The 14,085-nt window shown below is 77.3% G+C and carries 15 protein-coding genes, 4 tRNA genes and 1 other RNA gene; 11 read left to right on the top strand and 9 right to left on the bottom strand.

Annotated features, from left to right (window positions below; genetic code table 11):
- Together F1544_RS11530 and ffs are read right to left on the bottom strand one after the other, a co-directional pair.
- The coding region (locus tag F1544_RS11530; RefSeq protein ID WP_167585356.1) for a DNA polymerase III subunit gamma and tau at positions 1 to 1,258 on the bottom strand (1,258 nt) is incomplete at its 3' end.
- A gap of 64 nt (positions 1,259 to 1,322) precedes the next feature.
- Positions 1,323 to 1,418, bottom strand: an RNA gene (gene ffs, locus F1544_RS11525) — signal recognition particle sRNA small type.
- A 129-nt stretch (positions 1,419 to 1,547) separates the two neighbouring features.
- Here ffs and F1544_RS11520 point away from each other — a divergent pair.
- The 3 genes from F1544_RS11520 to F1544_RS24375 all read left to right on the top strand — a co-directional run bounded on the left by F1544_RS11520 (position 1,548) and on the right by F1544_RS24375 (position 2,773).
- Positions 1,548 to 1,632: transfer RNA gene (locus tag F1544_RS11520), tRNA-Ser, on the top strand.
- A gap of 90 nt (positions 1,633 to 1,722) precedes the next feature.
- Positions 1,723 to 2,022: a type II toxin-antitoxin system VapB family antitoxin gene (locus F1544_RS11515; RefSeq protein WP_167585354.1), complete on the top strand. Its 300-nt coding sequence runs from the start codon at positions 1,723 to 1,725 to the stop codon at positions 2,020 to 2,022.
- 61 nt (positions 2,023 to 2,083) lie between these two features.
- The gene (locus F1544_RS24375) at positions 2,084 to 2,773 is read left to right on the top strand and encodes a LytR C-terminal domain-containing protein (RefSeq protein WP_208971702.1); all 690 of its coding nucleotides are present in this window, start codon (positions 2,084 to 2,086) and stop codon (positions 2,771 to 2,773) included.
- A 57-nt stretch (positions 2,774 to 2,830) separates the two neighbouring features.
- Here F1544_RS24375 and F1544_RS11505 read toward each other — a convergent pair.
- The 3 genes from F1544_RS11505 to F1544_RS11495 form a co-directional block, all read right to left on the bottom strand.
- Positions 2,831 to 2,917, bottom strand: a tRNA-Ser gene (locus F1544_RS11505).
- Positions 2,918 to 2,965: 48 nt separating this feature from the next.
- Positions 2,966 to 3,406: a nucleoside deaminase gene (locus F1544_RS11500; RefSeq protein WP_167585352.1), complete on the bottom strand. Its 441-nt coding sequence runs from the start codon at positions 3,404 to 3,406 to the stop codon at positions 2,966 to 2,968.
- Positions 3,407 to 3,441: 35 nt separating this feature from the next.
- Positions 3,442 to 3,990: a tRNA adenosine deaminase-associated protein gene (locus F1544_RS11495; protein ID WP_167585350.1), complete on the bottom strand. Its 549-nt coding sequence runs from the start codon at positions 3,988 to 3,990 to the stop codon at positions 3,442 to 3,444.
- 111 nt (positions 3,991 to 4,101) lie between these two features.
- Between F1544_RS11495 and upp the strand changes: the two genes are divergently transcribed.
- From upp to F1544_RS11480, 3 genes are all read left to right on the top strand, one after another.
- The gene (upp, locus tag F1544_RS11490; RefSeq protein ID WP_167585348.1) at positions 4,102 to 4,737 is read left to right on the top strand and encodes a uracil phosphoribosyltransferase; all 636 of its coding nucleotides are present in this window, start codon (positions 4,102 to 4,104) and stop codon (positions 4,735 to 4,737) included.
- A 180-nt stretch (positions 4,738 to 4,917) separates the two neighbouring features.
- A complete protein-coding gene (locus F1544_RS11485; RefSeq protein WP_167585346.1) occupies positions 4,918 to 5,082 on the top strand; it encodes a hypothetical protein in 165 nt (54 codons plus the stop codon).
- A 5-nt stretch (positions 5,083 to 5,087) separates the two neighbouring features.
- On the top strand, positions 5,088 to 5,708 hold the full coding sequence (locus tag F1544_RS11480) for a PH domain-containing protein (RefSeq protein ID WP_208971701.1): 621 nt from the start codon (positions 5,088 to 5,090) through the stop codon (positions 5,706 to 5,708).
- A gap of 82 nt (positions 5,709 to 5,790) precedes the next feature.
- Here F1544_RS11480 and F1544_RS11475 read toward each other — a convergent pair whose 3' ends face one another.
- The 4 genes from F1544_RS11475 to F1544_RS11460 all read right to left on the bottom strand — a co-directional run bounded on the left by F1544_RS11475 (position 5,791) and on the right by F1544_RS11460 (position 8,004).
- Positions 5,791 to 6,360 carry an Lsr2 family DNA-binding protein gene (locus tag F1544_RS11475; RefSeq protein ID WP_167585344.1) on the bottom strand — a complete coding sequence of 190 codons (570 nt, stop codon included), beginning with the start codon at positions 6,358 to 6,360 and terminating at the stop codon, positions 5,791 to 5,793.
- Between the two features lie 406 nt (positions 6,361 to 6,766).
- Complete coding sequence (locus tag F1544_RS11470; RefSeq protein WP_167585342.1) at positions 6,767 to 7,555, bottom strand: SDR family NAD(P)-dependent oxidoreductase; 789 nt, start codon at positions 7,553 to 7,555, stop codon at positions 6,767 to 6,769.
- A 149-nt stretch (positions 7,556 to 7,704) separates the two neighbouring features.
- Positions 7,705 to 7,780, bottom strand: a tRNA-Arg gene (locus F1544_RS11465).
- Between the two features lie 132 nt (positions 7,781 to 7,912).
- A tRNA-Ser gene (locus tag F1544_RS11460) sits at positions 7,913 to 8,004 on the bottom strand.
- Positions 8,005 to 8,095: 91 nt separating this feature from the next.
- On the opposite strand from F1544_RS11460, the gene F1544_RS11455 reads away from it, so the two are divergent.
- The 5 genes from F1544_RS11455 to F1544_RS11435 all read left to right on the top strand — a co-directional run bounded on the left by F1544_RS11455 (position 8,096) and on the right by F1544_RS11435 (position 14,029).
- Positions 8,096 to 10,084 (top strand): penicillin-binding transpeptidase domain-containing protein, encoded by a 1,989-nt coding sequence (locus F1544_RS11455; RefSeq protein ID WP_167585340.1) that lies wholly within the window; start codon positions 8,096 to 8,098, stop codon positions 10,082 to 10,084.
- 369 nt (positions 10,085 to 10,453) lie between these two features.
- Positions 10,454 to 11,578 (top strand): septum site-determining protein Ssd, encoded by a 1,125-nt coding sequence (gene ssd, locus F1544_RS11450; RefSeq protein WP_167585338.1) that lies wholly within the window; start codon positions 10,454 to 10,456, stop codon positions 11,576 to 11,578.
- Positions 11,575 to 12,762, top strand: a complete 1,188-nt coding sequence (locus F1544_RS11445; protein WP_167585384.1) for a TadA family conjugal transfer-associated ATPase — start codon at positions 11,575 to 11,577, stop codon at positions 12,760 to 12,762. Before ssd ends, F1544_RS11445 begins: the two co-directional genes overlap by 4 nt.
- A complete protein-coding gene (locus F1544_RS11440; protein WP_167585336.1) occupies positions 12,759 to 13,403 on the top strand; it encodes a type II secretion system F family protein in 645 nt (214 codons plus the stop codon). Before F1544_RS11445 ends, F1544_RS11440 begins: the two co-directional genes overlap by 4 nt.
- A complete protein-coding gene (locus F1544_RS11435) occupies positions 13,400 to 14,029 on the top strand; it encodes a type II secretion system F family protein (RefSeq protein ID WP_167585334.1) in 630 nt (209 codons plus the stop codon). Before F1544_RS11440 ends, F1544_RS11435 begins: the two co-directional genes overlap by 4 nt.
- Positions 14,030 to 14,085 lie beyond the last annotated feature (56 nt).

The following is a 14,085-nucleotide window of genomic DNA, read 5'->3' as shown; positions in this document are numbered from 1 at the left end:
CCGCGACGGCGGCCGGCCGCGGGGCCGTCTCGGGAGCCGCGGGGGCCGTGGCGGCGGGCGGGGGAGCCGGGGCCGTCACGGGCGCCGCCCCCACGGGGAGCCCGGCGGACAGGCGCCGCTCCAGCCGGTCCAGCCGGGGGCCGAGGCCGCCGTCGGCGTCCGCGCCGGGCAGCAGCAGCCGCGCGCACAGCAGCTCCAGCTGCAGCCGCGGCGACGTCGCGCCCGTCATGGCCTCCAGGCCCGCGGCCACGACGTCCGCCGCCCGGGAGACCTCCGCGCGGCCCAGGTGCGCGGCCTGCGCCCGCAGCCGGTCCAGCGCGTCCTCGGGCACGGCGAGGGCCTCGCCGGCCTCGTCGCCGATGGCCGCGACGATGACCAGGTCGCGCAGGCGCTGCAGCAGGTCGTCGGCGAAGCGGCGCGGCTCCTGCCCGGAGTCCACGACGCGCTCGACGACCCGGAAGACGGTCGCGCCGTCTCCGGCCGCGACGGCCTCGACGACGTCGTCCAGCAGGGAGGCGTGCGTGTAGCCGAGCAGGGCGACGGCCGTGTCGTAGGTGACGCCGTCCTCGCCCGCGCCCGCGATGAGCTGGTCGAGCACCGACAGCGAGTCGCGGACGGAACCGCCCCCGGCGCGCACGACGAGCGGCAGGACGCCCTTGCCGATGCTCACGCCCTCGCGCTCGGCCAGCTCGCCCAGGTACGCCGTGAGCTGCCCCGGCGGCACGAGCCGGAAGGGGTAGTGGTGGGTGCGGGAGCGGATGGTCGTGAGGACCTTCTCCGGCTCCGTCGTCGCGAAGATGAACTTCACGTGCGGCGGGGGTTCCTCGACGGTCTTCAGCAGGGCGTTGAAGCCCTGCGGGCTGACCATGTGGGCCTCGTCGATGATGTAGATCTTGAAGCGGTCCCGGGCCGGGGCGAAGGTCGCGCGCTCGCGCAGGTCGCGGGCGTCGTCCACGCCGCCGTGGCTGGCCGCGTCGATCTCGACGACGTCGATGCTGCCGGGGCCGCCGCGCGCGAGGCTGGTGCACGAGTCGCAGACCCCGCAGGGCGTCGGCGTCGGGCCGGCCTCGCAGTTCAGGCAGCGGGCCAGGATGCGCGCGCTCGTCGTCTTCCCGCAGCCGCGCGGGCCGGAGAACAGGTACGCGTGGGTGATGCGGCCCTTGCTGATCGCCTGGCTGAGCGGGCCCGTGACGTGCTCCTGCCCGATGACCTCCGCGAAGCTCTCGGGCCGGTAGCGGCGGTACAGGGCGGTCGTCACGGGGACGAGGCTAACCCGCAGCGCCGACACGTCCAGGTCCCCGGCGCGGCACGGTCCCCGGAACGTGAGGGACCCCCCGCACACCCGCCAGAGCCCGCTTACCCTTGCTGCCTTCCGGCCCTGGGGGAGTTCACAGGATGACGCCGCACGAGGGGTCTGCGACCACTGTAAGGGCTGCCCCCGGGCGGACCAAACAGGCCGGCTCCCCGGGCCCCCGCGGCGGCCCCGGCGCGACGCGGGCCACGCCACCGGTCACGACCAGGGTGCCGGGGGCGCTAGGCTGGCTCACGGAGGATTCGCCTAGTGGCCTATGGCGCACGCTTGGAAAGCGTGTTGGGTTAACGCCCTCAGGGGTTCAAATCCCCTATCCTCCGCTCGCGAGAGGGCCCGCTCCCGGACACCGGGGGCGGGCCCTTCGTCGTCCTCCCACCCTGCGCCGCCCCCAGCACCTAGACTCGGGCACCGTGATCTTCCAGGCCGTCGGGGACGGACGCCCGTACCCCGACCACGGGTACGAGACGGTCGGCCAGTGGGCCGAGGTGGCCCCGCGGCAGGTCCGCCTCGAGCAGCTCGTGACGACCAAGCGGACGCTGGACCTCGACGCCCTCCTGGCCGACGACTCCACGTTCTTCGGCGACCTGTTCGCCCACGTCGTGTCCTGGCGCGGGCAGCTGTACCTCGAGGACGGGCTGCACCGCGCGGTGCGGGCGGCCCTGCACCAGCGGCAGGTCCTACACGCGCGGGTGCTCGCGCTGCCGGACTGACGGAGAGGGACCCGGGCGACGGCGCCCGGGACGGGGGACGACCGGAGCGGGGGCGGGGCGAGTGGCTCACTACCACCAGGACGACGAGGAGCGCGGCGCGGTGGGGGAGCAGCGGCGCGGCGGCCTCTTCGACGACGAGCGCGCGGACGACGCGCGCGCAGGCGTCGAGGGCGCGGACGACGAGGGCGGGCGCCCGGACGACGAGGTTGCCTCCGCAGACCGGCTCGCGGCCCGGCGCCGCACCCGGCTGCTGCGGCAGCGGGTCGTCTTCGCCGTCGTCGTGCTCGCGGTCCTCGCGGCCGGCACGGTCGGCGCCCTGACCTGGACGGGCCGCTGGTCACCCGGCACCCCGGCCGCCGCGACCCCGACGCCCGCCCCGTCGTGCGCCGTGGCCGCACCCCCGCCGCTCTCGGCGCCGCCCGAGGTCAGCGTCAGCGTCCTGAACGGCACCACGCGCCGCGGCCTCGCGGGGACCGTCGCGGCGGAGCTGCGCACCCGCGGCTTCGTCGTCACCCGCACGGCCAACGCCGACGTCGCCGCCGGTCCCGTCACGGCGTCGGTGCGCTACCCGCCGGCGCTGCTGGCCCAGGCCCGCACCGTCGCGGCGCGCGTCCCGGACGTCCAGCTCGCCGAGGACCCGGCGCTCGCGGGCGTCGAGGTCACCCTCGGGGACGGGTACGCGCAGCTGCTGGCCGAGGACGCGCTCGTCGCGCCCGCCCCGCCGCCGGCGGCGCCCCTGCCCGGCTGCTGAGCGGGCGCAGACGACGAAGGCCCCCGGTCCGCGGACCGGGGGCCTTCGTCGTGAGAGCGGTGGCGGTGGGATTTGAACCCACGGAAGAGTCTCCCCTTCACACGCTTTCGAGGCGTGCTCCTTAGGCCGCTCGGACACGCCACCGACGGTCACGATACACGGCGGAGGGGTGCCGCCGGCCACGCGCGCGGTTCAGCCCCCGTCGCGGCGGCCGGCGAAGAACTCGTCGAGCAGCGCGCGGCACTCCTGCTCCAGCACACCGCCGACGACCTCGACCGTGTGGTTCAGCCGGCGGTCGCGCACCACGTCGCGCAACGACCCCGCCGCGCCGAAGCGCGGGTCCCAGGCGCCGAGCAGCAACCGCGGGACGCGGGCCAGGACCACCGCCCCCGCGCACATCGTGCAGGGTTCCAGCGTCACGACGAGGGTGCAGCCGTCCAGGCGCCAGCCCCCGCGGGCCCGGGCGGCGGCGCGCAGGGCCAGCACCTCCGCGTGGGCCGTCGGGTCGCCCGCGGCCTCGCGCTCGTTGCGGCCCGCGCCCAGCACCGTGCCGTCCGCGTCGAGGACGACGGCCCCCACCGGGACGTCGCCCGTGGTGCGGCAGAGCTCCGCCTCGGCCAGCGCCAGCCGCATCCAGCCCAGCCAGGCGGCGGGCTGGGCGAGACCGCTCAGCGCAGGGACTCCAGCACGTCGGCGAAGCCGAGGACCTCGCCGACCGCGACGGTCGCGGCCGAGGGGTCCTCGCCGCTCACGGCGAGGCGGACCAGCAGGTCCGGCGGGGCGCCCAGGTCGGACAGCAGGTCGGCGTCGCCCGCCCACAGCTCGTCGAGGACGACACCCGGCACGGGTGCGGCCGGGGTGACCTCCTCGGTCTCCTCCCCCTCCTCGTCCCCGTCGTCGTCGGTCTCGGCGGCACCGCCCTCGACGGGGCGCGGGCGGGTGCCGGCGGGCGGGGGCAGTTCGGCGAACAGCTCGGCGTAGCGGCTCTCGGCCGCCGCGACCGCGTCCGAGACGAACACGCGCACGTCGACGGCACCGTCGGTGCGCACGAACGCGAACCACTCGTCCTCGCGCTCGAGGACGGCGAGCACGGGGGAGTCGTCGTCGACGACCCCGCGCAGGACGTCGGCCAGTTCGTCGGGGGAGCTGGTCTCGAGGTCGACGTCGACGGGGTGCCAGCCGTCGTCGTAGGACAGGACCGCGGTGAAGTACGCCACCCGCCCATCGTGGCAGGCCGGTCGGGCTGCGGGCCATCCACGCGCGCCGCGCCCGTTCCCGGGGGTCGCCGCGGCAGACGGGTCCCGCCCCGGGCCAGTAGGTTTCGGCCCATGCGTCTCCTCGTCATCGACCACCCCCTCGTCGCGCACAAGCTGACGGCGCTGCGCGACGCCGGGACCGACTCGCCCACGTTCCGCCGCCTCGCGGACGAACTGGTGACGCTGCTCGCCTACGAGGCGACGCGCGACGTCCGCGTCGAGCCGCACCCCATCACCACGCCGGTCGCCCCGACCGTCGGCGTGCGGCTGACCTCGCCCAAGCCGATCGTCGTGCCGATCCTGCGCGCCGGCCTCGGCATGCTCGACGGGATGGTCCGGTTGCTGCCGACCGCGGAGGTCGGTTTCCTCGGCCTCATCCGCGACGAGTCGACGCTGCAGGCGACGACCTACGCGAACCGGTTGCCCGACGACCTCAGCGGCCGGCAGTGCTACGTGCTCGACCCGATGCTCGCGACCGGCGGAACCCTCGTCGCGTCCATCAACTACCTCCTCGAGCGCGGCGCCGACGACGTCACCGCGATCTGCCTGCTGGCCGCGCCCGAGGGCGTCGAGGTCCTGCGCGAGGCGTTCGACGGGGCCGCCCACGTGACCGTCGTCACCGCGGCCGTCGACGAGCACCTGAACTCCTCCGGCTACATCGTCCCGGGCCTGGGCGACGCGGGTGACCGCCTCTACGGCGTCGTCTGAGCCCCGGCGGCCGCCCCCGCCCGGAAGTTCCCGGCGCGGGGTGGTCGATCGCCGTGTCCTCTTCCGGCATGCTGTGCACCGTCAGGGATCGATCTTGCACGCGCCGTGTCCGCTCCCGGAAGCGGCAGTTCGGGACCCGACGGGCGAGGCACCCGGCGACGTCGTAGGAGAGGAGCGGTCATGAAGTGGCGCAGAGTCCTGTGGTGGGTCCTGGTGGTCTTCGCCCTGTACGCCGTCTACCGCGCACCCGACCAGGCCGCGGCGTTCGTGCGCAGCGTCGGTGAAGCGCTCGGCACCATCGTCTCGAGCATCGGCGCGTTCTTCGACGGCGTCCTGAACAGCTGACCACCGTGCTGGGCCGTCTGTTCGTCCGCCGCAGCGCCGCGGCCCCCGAGGGGTCGGCGGAGGTGGACGCCCGCGATCCCGTGGTGGCCTGCCTGCCCTCGGGCGTGCGCCGCTACCTGCTGCCCACCGAACGCCTCGTCGTCGCCGTGCGCCGTCACCCCGCCCAGCTGCTGGAGCCGTTCGCGAGCGTCGTCGCCGCGTTCGTCGTGGTCGTGTGGCTGACGTTCCGGCTGCCCCCGCAGGTCCCGCTGGTGGGCGACGCCCTGTTCCTGGGGTGGTTCGTGCTGCTGGCCCGCGCCGGGTGGCGGCTGCTGATGTGGCACGGGGACTGGTTCGTGGCCACCGACCGCCGCCTGCTGCTGACGTTCGGCGTCGTCAACCGGCGGGTGGCGATGATGCCCGTCGGGAAGGTCACCGACATGAGCTACAACCAGACCCTCGCGGGACGCGTCCTCGACTACGGGGAGTTCGTCATGGAGTCCGCCGGTCAGGACCAGGCGCTGCGCGAGGTCCGCTGGCTGCCCGTGCCGGACCAGCTCTACATCAGCATCTGCGCGGAGATCTTCGGCGCCGACCGCGTCCCGCCCGTCGTGCCCGGGACGCCGCGGGGGCGCCGCAGGCGCTGAGGCGCCGGGCCGGGAACCGGCGGACGCGACGGAGGGGCGGGTCCGTCAGGACCCGCCCCTCCGTCGTCTCAGCGCTGCGTGCTCAGCTCGCGGCGCGGAACTGGTCGATGATGCTCGAGGAGATCGGGCCGCGCGGGGCGACGGCGATCCCGTTCTCGGCGGCCCAGGCGCGGACCGCGCGGGCGTCGACGGCACCGGTGGTGGCGGAGGTGGCCGAGGTGGCGGGAGCCGACTTCTTGGCCGCCTTCTTCGCGGTGGCCTTCTTGGCGGTGGCGGCGGGCGCCGGCGCCGGGGTCTCGGCCACGGGAGCCGGGGTGGGCTCGGGGGCGGTCTCCGCGGGCGCGCTCTTCTTGGCGGCCGTCTTCTTGGTGGTCGTCGCGGCCTTCTTGGCCGTCGCCTTCTTCGCCGGCGCGGCAGCAGCGGCGGCGGGGGCGGCCGGGGCCGCGGCGGGCTTGCCGCTCAGCGCGTCGGGGAGGTCCTCCCAGGACACGGAGGTCGGGGCCTTCGACGTCGACGGGTTCCAGGAGACACCGTTCGAGTTCACGGTGAAGACGCCGATGCGGCGGCCGTTGCGCTTGACGGGGATCTCGAGGTCCACGGCGCCGACGGCGAGTTCGGTCGCCACCTTCAGCGCTACGTCGTGAGTTGCCATGCTGGTCTCCAAGGGGGAAGAGGGTGTGGATCGCAATGACCATGAAACCACAGTTCCCCGTGGCCACGCGCCCCGGAAGGCATTCACGATCAGTTCCCCGGAGAGCTTCGCGAGGCGTTCTCGGGAGTGCGTGAAGAGGATGTGGGTAAGGGTCCGCCGTTCCTCCTCGACATTCCGGGCGGGAACGTGATCGAGGTCATCCCGGACAGATCACGGGAAAGGACGGCGAGGGGCCGTGGTGACCGTTCACGCCGGGCGACGGTCCCGGCCGCCGCCCGCGCGGCGCTGCCCGTCGGCGTTCTGCGGAACCTCTGCAGGACAACCGGTCCGGTGCCCCCGACCGGTTCGCGCCGGCCGCGCGGCGGGGTGCGGGCCGGCTTCCGGGGGAGCCGGCCCGCGGGGGCGCTCAGGCGCGCAGCATCCGCCCGGCGATGGCCAGCGCCACGCGGCGGGGCACGAACCGGGCCGCCGAGGTGGTGAGCAGGTTCGCGGCGCCCGAGACCGTGCTGGCCGGGGTGCTGCGGCGGTCCAGCGCGCGCAGCGCGGCCGAGACCACCTGTTCGGCCGTCTGGAACCGTGCGCCGCCGGAGGCGTTCTCGCCGGCGACGTCGAAGAACTCGGTCCTCGTCGGCCCGGGGGCGACGCTCAGGACCTTCACCCCGGAGCCGCGCAGCTCGAAGGCGAGGGCCTCCGTGAAGTGCAGGACGAACGCCTTCGTCGCCCCGTACACCGCCATCCCGGGAGCCGGCTGGTAGGCCGCGATGCTGGCCAGGTTCACCACGGCACCCCGGCCGGCGTCGACCATGGGGGGCAGGAAGGCCCGCGTGAGGTCGACGAGGGCGGAAACGTTGAGGGTGATCTCCTCCTCCACCCGCTCCACGTCGGCGCGCACGAACGGCACGTGCGTGCCGAAGCCGGCGTTGTTCACGAGCAGGTGCACGCTGATCGAGGCGGCGTCGAGTTCCGCGCGCAGCGCGCGGCCCGCGTCGGGGCGGGCGAGGTCGAAGGGCACGACCGTCACGGTCACGCCGTGGGCGGTGCGCAGCTCGGCGGCGAGTTCCTCGAGGCGGTCGGCGCGACGGGCGACCAGGACGAGGTCGGCGCCGCGGGCGGCGAAGCGGCGGGCGAACTCCGAGCCCAGCCCGGAACTCGCGCCCGTGACGAGGGCGGTGGCGGAGCGGATGTCGAACGGCATGGTGGTCCTCCTTCGGCGGAGGTCCGAACAGTAGGCCAGCTCCCGCGGGCCGCCCCGGGGCGGGACGGGCGGTGCGGAGGCGCCGGCGAGGAGGGCCGGGAACGACGAAGCCGCCCTCGGGGGGCGGCTCGACGTTCACGTGATCTTGCTGGTGCGCCCGAAGGGATTCGAACCCCTAACCTTCTGATCCGTAGTCAGATGCTCTATCCGTTGAGCTACGGGCGCAGGCACCCCGCGAGGCGTGGTGACCGGGGATGAGCATAGCTGGCTCTCCGGCTGAGGACCAATCGGTTGCGGCAGTAGCCCCGAGACGTGCTCAGGGCCCCGTCCGGCGAGTGCGGACGGGGCCCTGTGGCCTGGCGGAGGTGGCGGGATTTGAACCCGCGAGGGGGTTTGAGCCCCCAACCCGCTTAGCAGGCGGGCGCCATAGGCCACTAGGCGACACCTCCGTGGGAAAGGCTAGCAGCCGGTCACCGCCCCTCCGGCGGGTCGGTGACGGGGACCGCGGCGGGGCGGGGCAGGTCTGCGAGCATCGGGGGGATGACCGGTCCCGCTGCCCCCGATCCCTCCGAGGCCCCGGCGCCGCGCGGCGGGCCCCGGCGCCGCACCGTCGTGGTCGCCGGCTCCGTCGTCGCGGCGGCCGCCGTCGCGGGCGGTGCGGTCCTCCTCCTGCGCGAGCGTCCCGACGACGCGGCCGACGCGCGCGCCGCGGCCGACGCCGTCGCGGCGGCGTGGACGGGCGGCGCCTGGGCCGAGGCACCGCTGACGGGGGCCCCGGCCGACCCGGCCGCCGAGTACGCCCGGCTGGCCGGGGGCCTCGCGAGCGCCCCGCCGCGCGTGCGGGTCGTGTCGGTGGACGCGGAGCGGGCCGGTGACGGGACGGCCTCGGCGCAGCTGGAGGTCACCTTCGACCTGGCCGCGCAGCACGGCGCCCCCGCGGGCAGCGTCCTCACCTACGCCACCACCGCGGCGCTGCGCCGCACCGGCGAGGGGGAGGACGCCGCCTGGCGCGCCGTGTGGTCCCCGGCGCTCGTGCACCCCGCGCTCGCGCAGGGCGCCACCTTCGTCCTGGAGCGCACGCAGCCGCCGCGCGCCGACGTCCTGGGCCGCGACGGGCTGCCCGTGGTGACCGAGACCGACGTCGTCGACGTCGGGGTGCAGCCCTCGCGCACGAAGGACGCGGGGGCCACCGCGACGGCTCTCGCCGGGCTGCTCGGGGTCGACGGGGCGGGGCTCGCGGGCCGGATCCAGCAGGCGTCACCGGACGCCTTCGTCGACGTCGTCACCCTGCGCCGCACCGACTACGACGCCCAGCGCGACGCGCTGCAGGCCGTGCCCGGCGCCGTCTTCCGGACCTCCACGCTCCCGCTGGCGCCGACCCGCGCCTTCGCGCGCGCCCTGCTGGGCGGGGTCGGGCAGGTCACCGCCGAGGTGGTCGAGGCCTCCGGCGGCCGCTACGCCGCGGGTGACCTGGCCGGGCTGTCCGGCCTGCAGGCGCGCTACGACGAGCGCCTCGCCGGCCGGGTCGGCGTCGTCGTGCGGGCCTCGGGCGGCACCACCGCGCTGTCGCAGGAGCTGGTCTCCGTCGCGCCGGTGCCGGGGGAGACCGTGCGCACGAGCCTGGACAACGCCGTGCAGCAGGCGGCCGACGAGGCGCTGGCGTCGGTGGCCTCGCCGTCCGCGCTGGTCGCCGTGGACACCGCGACGGGGGAGGTGCTCGCCGTCGCCAACGGGCCCGCCACGGGCGGCGACCGCGCTCTGACCGGCCGCTTCCCCCCGGGCTCCACGTTCAAGGTGGCGACGACGCTGGCCCTGCTGGGCGGCGGCTTCGACCCCGCCTCGAACGTCGCCTGCACGCCGACCTACACCGTCGACGGGCGCTCCTTCCGCAACTTCGAGGGGGAGGCCTTCGGCGACGTCCCCTTCCGGCAGGACTTCGCGCAGTCGTGCAACACGGCCTTCGCGAGCCTCAGCCCGCGCCTGGGCGACGACGCGCTGCGCACCGCGGCCGCCCAGCTGGGCGTCGGCGAGGAGTGGTCGACGGGCGTCGACGCCTTCGCCGGCGACGTGCCCGCCACCGAGTCGGACGTCGACCGCGCCGCCGCGAGCTTCGGGCAGGGCCGGACCCTCGTCAGCCCGCTCGCCATGGCCGTGGCCGCGGCCTCGGTGGCCGCGGGTGCCCTGCGCCGTCCGGTCGTGGTGCTCGAGCCGGCCCCGGCCGCGGCCCCCGCCCCCGTGGCCGCCGCGGCGCGGCCCGAGGACCTGGCGACCCTCGCCGGGCTCATGCGCGACGTCGTCACGGACGGCACCGCGACCGTGCTCGCGGACGTCCCCGGCGCCCCGGTGCAGGCGAAGACGGGGACGGCCGAGTACGGGTCGGCGGACCCGCTGCCCACGCACGCCTGGACCATCGGCTGGCAGGGCTCGACGGCCTTCGCGGTCTTCGTCACCGACGGCACGAGCGGGGGGGCCGTCGCGGCGCCGATCGCCCGCGACTTCCTCACCCGGACGGCCGCCGGGAGCGCCTGAGGGGGGCGCCGCGGGAACCTCCGCCGCCTCATCGGTGGAGATCCGCCGACACCTGCCCGGAAGAATTGCCAGGGAGGTGTCCGAGGGGTGAAGATGCAGGAGTACGCCCTGTGGGCTACACAAACGGGCCCGGCTCATCCCCCCCGAGCCGGACCGTCGGCGGCCCCCGCTCCCCCCCAGCGGGGGCCGTCTCCACACTCTCCCCGCGCGTGACGGTGTCGATCCCCGTGCACCGGGTCTCCTCCTCCGGCGCGGCACCCGCGTCCACAGCCGCCGCCGCGACACCCGTGTCCACACCCGGGGCCCGCCCGGTGCCGTCGTCCCGCCCCGCGGTCCGACGGTGGTCCTCCGCCACCCCAGGAGGACACCGTGCCGACCACCCGAACGCCCCGCCCGCTGCCGCCCGCGCCCCTCGCGACGGGCACCGCCGTGCTGCTCACCGACGACGACGAGCTGGCCGATGCCGTGAGCCGGCTGGCGGCCGCCGCCGGCTGCGCGCTGCGCCGCGACAGCGGGCCCTCGCTCGGCCCGCCCGGCGAGGCCCCGCTGCTGCTGCTGGCCGGGGCCGACGTGCCCGCCGGCGAGGTCCTGCGGGCGCGCGGGGAGGCCGCGGAGACCGTCCTCGTCGGGCTGGCTCCCGTCGACGCCGCGTGGTGGCGCCGGGCGGCGGAGGTCGACGCCGACCACGCGGCCGTCCTGCCGGAGGCCGAGAGCTGGCTCCTGGAGCGGCTGGCCGACGCGGGCGAGGGTGCCGCGGGCGGCCGCGGGCGCGTCGTCGGCGTCCTCGGCGGCTGCGGCGGCGCGGGCGCCAGCGTCCTGGCCGCCGCCCTGGCCACGGCCGCCGCCGAGGAGGGCGCGGACGTCCTGCTCGTCGACGCCGACCCGCTCTCCGGCGGCCTCGACCTGGTGCTCGGCGCCGACGAGCTGCCCGGCCTGCGCTGGGCGGACCTGACGGGCGTCTCGGGGCGGCTGCGCCCCGACGTGCTGCGCGCGACGGTCTCCGTGGGCGACGGCCTGCAGCTGCTGGCCGGGGACCGGCGCCGCGGCGGGGCGCCCGGGCCCGCGGCGCTGGAGTCGGTGCTGACCGCGGCGCGCCGGCTGCACGACCTCGTCCTCGTCGACCTGCCCCGCCGCGACCCCGCGGCCCTGGCCACCGTCCTGCCCCACTGCGACGAGGTCCTCCTCGTGGTGCCCGCGACCTACCGCGCCGCAGCGGCGGCCTGCTGCGTCCTGGACGCGGTGCGGCCCGCGCTGCGCTCCCCGCAGGCCCTGCGGCTGCTGGTGCGCGACGTCGGCGCCGACGTCGCGGCCGAGACCGTCGCCGACGTGGTCGGGGCCCGCCTGGCCGGAAGCCTGCGCACCGACCGGGACCTCGACGCCGCCCTCGAGCGCGGCGAGGGGCTGCCGCGCGGGCGCCGGACCCCGCTGCGCGCCTTCGCCCTGCGCTGGGCGCAGGAGGCCAGCCTCCGCGACCTCTCGCCGGTGCCGTCCTGAACGGCGACGTCGCGGCCCGCGTCCGGTCCCGGCTCGTCGCGGCGGGGCAGCCGGCCCGGGAGGGCCTCGACCCGCACGCCGTCGCGGCCGCGGCCGCCGCCGAGGGCGTCGTCCTGGGCGCCCCCGCGCTGCTGCGCCTCGTGGACGCGCTGCGGGCGGAGCTCACGGGCGCCGGGCGGCTGGAGGAGCTGCTGCGCGCCGACGGCGTCACCGACGTCCTCGTCAACGGTGGCGGCGCGGTGTGGGTCGACGACGGCGCCGGTCTGCGCCCCGCGGGCCTGCGGCTCGACGGCGAGGCCGAGGTGCGGGCCCTCGCGGTCCGGCTCGCCGCGGGGGCGGGGCGGCGGCTGGACGAGGCGAGCCCCTTCGTGGACGCGCGCCTGCCCGACGGCACGCGGCTGCACGCGGTCCTCCCGCCGCTCGCGCCCGAGGGCACGCACGTCAGCCTGCGGGTCCCGGCCCTGCGGCGCTGGCGGCTGGCCGACCTCGTCGTCGCGGGCGGGCTCGCGCCGGCGCTGCTGCCGGTGCTGCGCGCGGTCGTCGCCCGGCGGCTGTCGCTGCTGGTCAGCGGCGGGACGGGCGCCGGGAAGACGACGCTGCTGCAGGCCCTGCTCGGCGAGGTCGGGCCCGGTGAGCGCATCGTCCTGGTCGAGGACTCCGGGGAGCTGCGGCCCGAGCACCCGCACGTCGTGCGCCTGGAGGCGCGCCACGGCAACGTCGAGGGGCGCGGCGGCATCGGCCTGGACGTCCTGGTCCGGCAGGCGCTGCGGATGCGGCCCGACCGCCTCGTGGTGGGCGAGTGCCGCGGCGCCGAGGTCCGCGACCTGCTGGCCGCCCTCAACACCGGCCACTCCGGCGGGGCCGGGACCGTGCACGCCAACACGGCCGCCGACGTGGTCCCGCGCCTGCACGCGCTCGCCGCGGCCGCGGGCTCCAGCCCCGACGCCGTCGACGCGCAGCTCGTCGCCGGGGTCGACGTGGTCCTGCACGTCGAGCGCCGGGCTGCGGCCGACGGCGGGCGGCAGCTCGTCGAGGTGGCGGTCGTCGCCGCCGGTGGGGGGGCTGCGCGGGTCGCGGTACCGGCCGCGCTCACCGTCGGCGCGGACGGTGTCCTCCGCCGAGGTCCGGGCTGGCCCCTGCTCGCGGCCCGGCTCGGGCCGGACGTCGGGCAGGTGGGGGCGTGAGCGCGACCGGGGCCGGCTGGCTCGTCGCGGCTCTCCTGCTCGTGGCCGTGCTGCTGCTCCGCCCGGTCCGCGCCCGCGCCCCCGCGGGCACGGGAGGGGTCCGTCTCCCGCCGCTCCGACGCCGCCGGCCGGGCCCGCGGTCGCCGGCCCGCCCCGAGGACGAGCTGCTGGCGGGTGCGCGGCTGGCCGAGCGGGCCGCGGCCCTGCTGCGGGCCGGGGTCGCGCCCGCGACGGCGTGGCGGCACGCGACGGGTGGGGCCCCCGCGTCCGGGACGACGACCGACGGGGTCGACCTCGGTGACGCCCCGCCCGCCGTGCGGGCCGTCTGGCGGCTCGCGGAACGCACCGGGGCCCCCGCGGCCGACGCGCTCGACGCCTGCGCGGCGGGGCTGCGCGCGGACGCCGACGCCCACGCGGCGCTGCGCGTCGCCACCGCCGGGGCCCGGGTCAGCGCCCGCACCGTCGCAGTCCTGCCGCTGGTGGGCCTCGCGCTCGGCGCGGTCCTCGGTGCGCCGCCGTGGCAGACGCTGCTGGCCACGACGCCCGGGCGGGCGTGCGCCGTCGTCGGCACGCTCCTGCTGCTGGCCGGGCGGAGCTGGACCCGGCGGATGGTCCGCTCGGCGGCCGGAGGGCTGGGGTGACCGCGGCCGCCGCGCTCGCGGCCGTCCTCCTGGTGCTGGCGGTCCTCGCGGTACCCGGGCGGAGCTCGGGACGACGGGGCGGGCGCCTCGCCGTCCGGCGGGGTTCCGCAGACGAGGTGGTGCCGCGGGCGCGGGCCGGTCTGCGGCGCCCGGTTCGCGCGACACCCGGCCCCGTCCTCGACGTCCCGCTGTTGCTGGAGCTCACCGCGGCCGCCGTCACCGCCGGGCTGCCCCCGGGCACGGCCGTGGAGGAGGCGCTCGCGGCCGTCGAGAGCACCCGCCCCGGCCCGCTGGCCGACCCGTCGGCGGTGGCGCTGCAGGGGGTCTGCGCGCAGCTGCGCCTCGGCGCCGACCCCCGCACGGCCTGGGCGGGAGCGGGTCCGGACCTGGCGCCGCTGGCGGACGCCCTGCTGCTGTCCGCCCTGGCCGGGGCCCCGGCCGCGGACCTCCTGCTGTCGGCCGCGGGCCAGGCCCGGCGCGAGCGCCGCCGCGCCGCCCAGGAGGCCGCGGCGCGGCTGGGCTCCCTGCTCGTCCTGCCGCTCGGCCTCTGCACCCTGCCGTCGTTCCTGCTGCTCGGCGTCGTGCCCGTCGTGCTCACCCTCGCCGGGAGCCTGCTCACCGGGTGAGGACCGCCGCCGCGTCCACACCCCGCACCGCCCGCGGGCTGTCCACACGCCCGCTC

This window comes from Kineococcus rubinsiae (assembly GCF_011839805.1).
Lineage (GTDB): Bacteria > Actinomycetota > Actinomycetes > Actinomycetales > Kineococcaceae > Kineococcus > Kineococcus rubinsiae.
The sequence above is the reverse complement of the archived record's forward strand: the minus strand, read 5'-3'. Positions and strand labels throughout refer to the sequence as shown.

What these genes read in the sequence shown, in the direction of transcription:
- F1544_RS11455 (WP_167585340.1), top strand. Translation starts at nt 8,096, where the DNA reads ATGACCGGTCCCGCTGCCCCCGATCCCTCCGAGGCCCCGGCGCCGCGC.
- upp (WP_167585348.1), top strand. Translation starts at nt 4,102, where the DNA reads ATGCGTCTCCTCGTCATCGACCACCCCCTCGTCGCGCACAAGCTGACG.
- F1544_RS11475 (WP_167585344.1), bottom strand. Translation starts at nt 6,360, where the DNA reads ATGGCAACTCACGACGTAGCGCTGAAGGTGGCGACCGAACTCGCCGTC.
- F1544_RS11470 (WP_167585342.1), bottom strand. Translation starts at nt 7,555, where the DNA reads ATGCCGTTCGACATCCGCTCCGCCACCGCCCTCGTCACGGGCGCGAGT.
- F1544_RS11500 (WP_167585352.1), bottom strand. Translation starts at nt 3,406, where the DNA reads ATGCGGCTGGCGCTGGCCGAGGCGGAGCTCTGCCGCACCACGGGCGAC.
- F1544_RS11485 (WP_167585346.1), top strand. Translation starts at nt 4,918, where the DNA reads ATGAAGTGGCGCAGAGTCCTGTGGTGGGTCCTGGTGGTCTTCGCCCTG.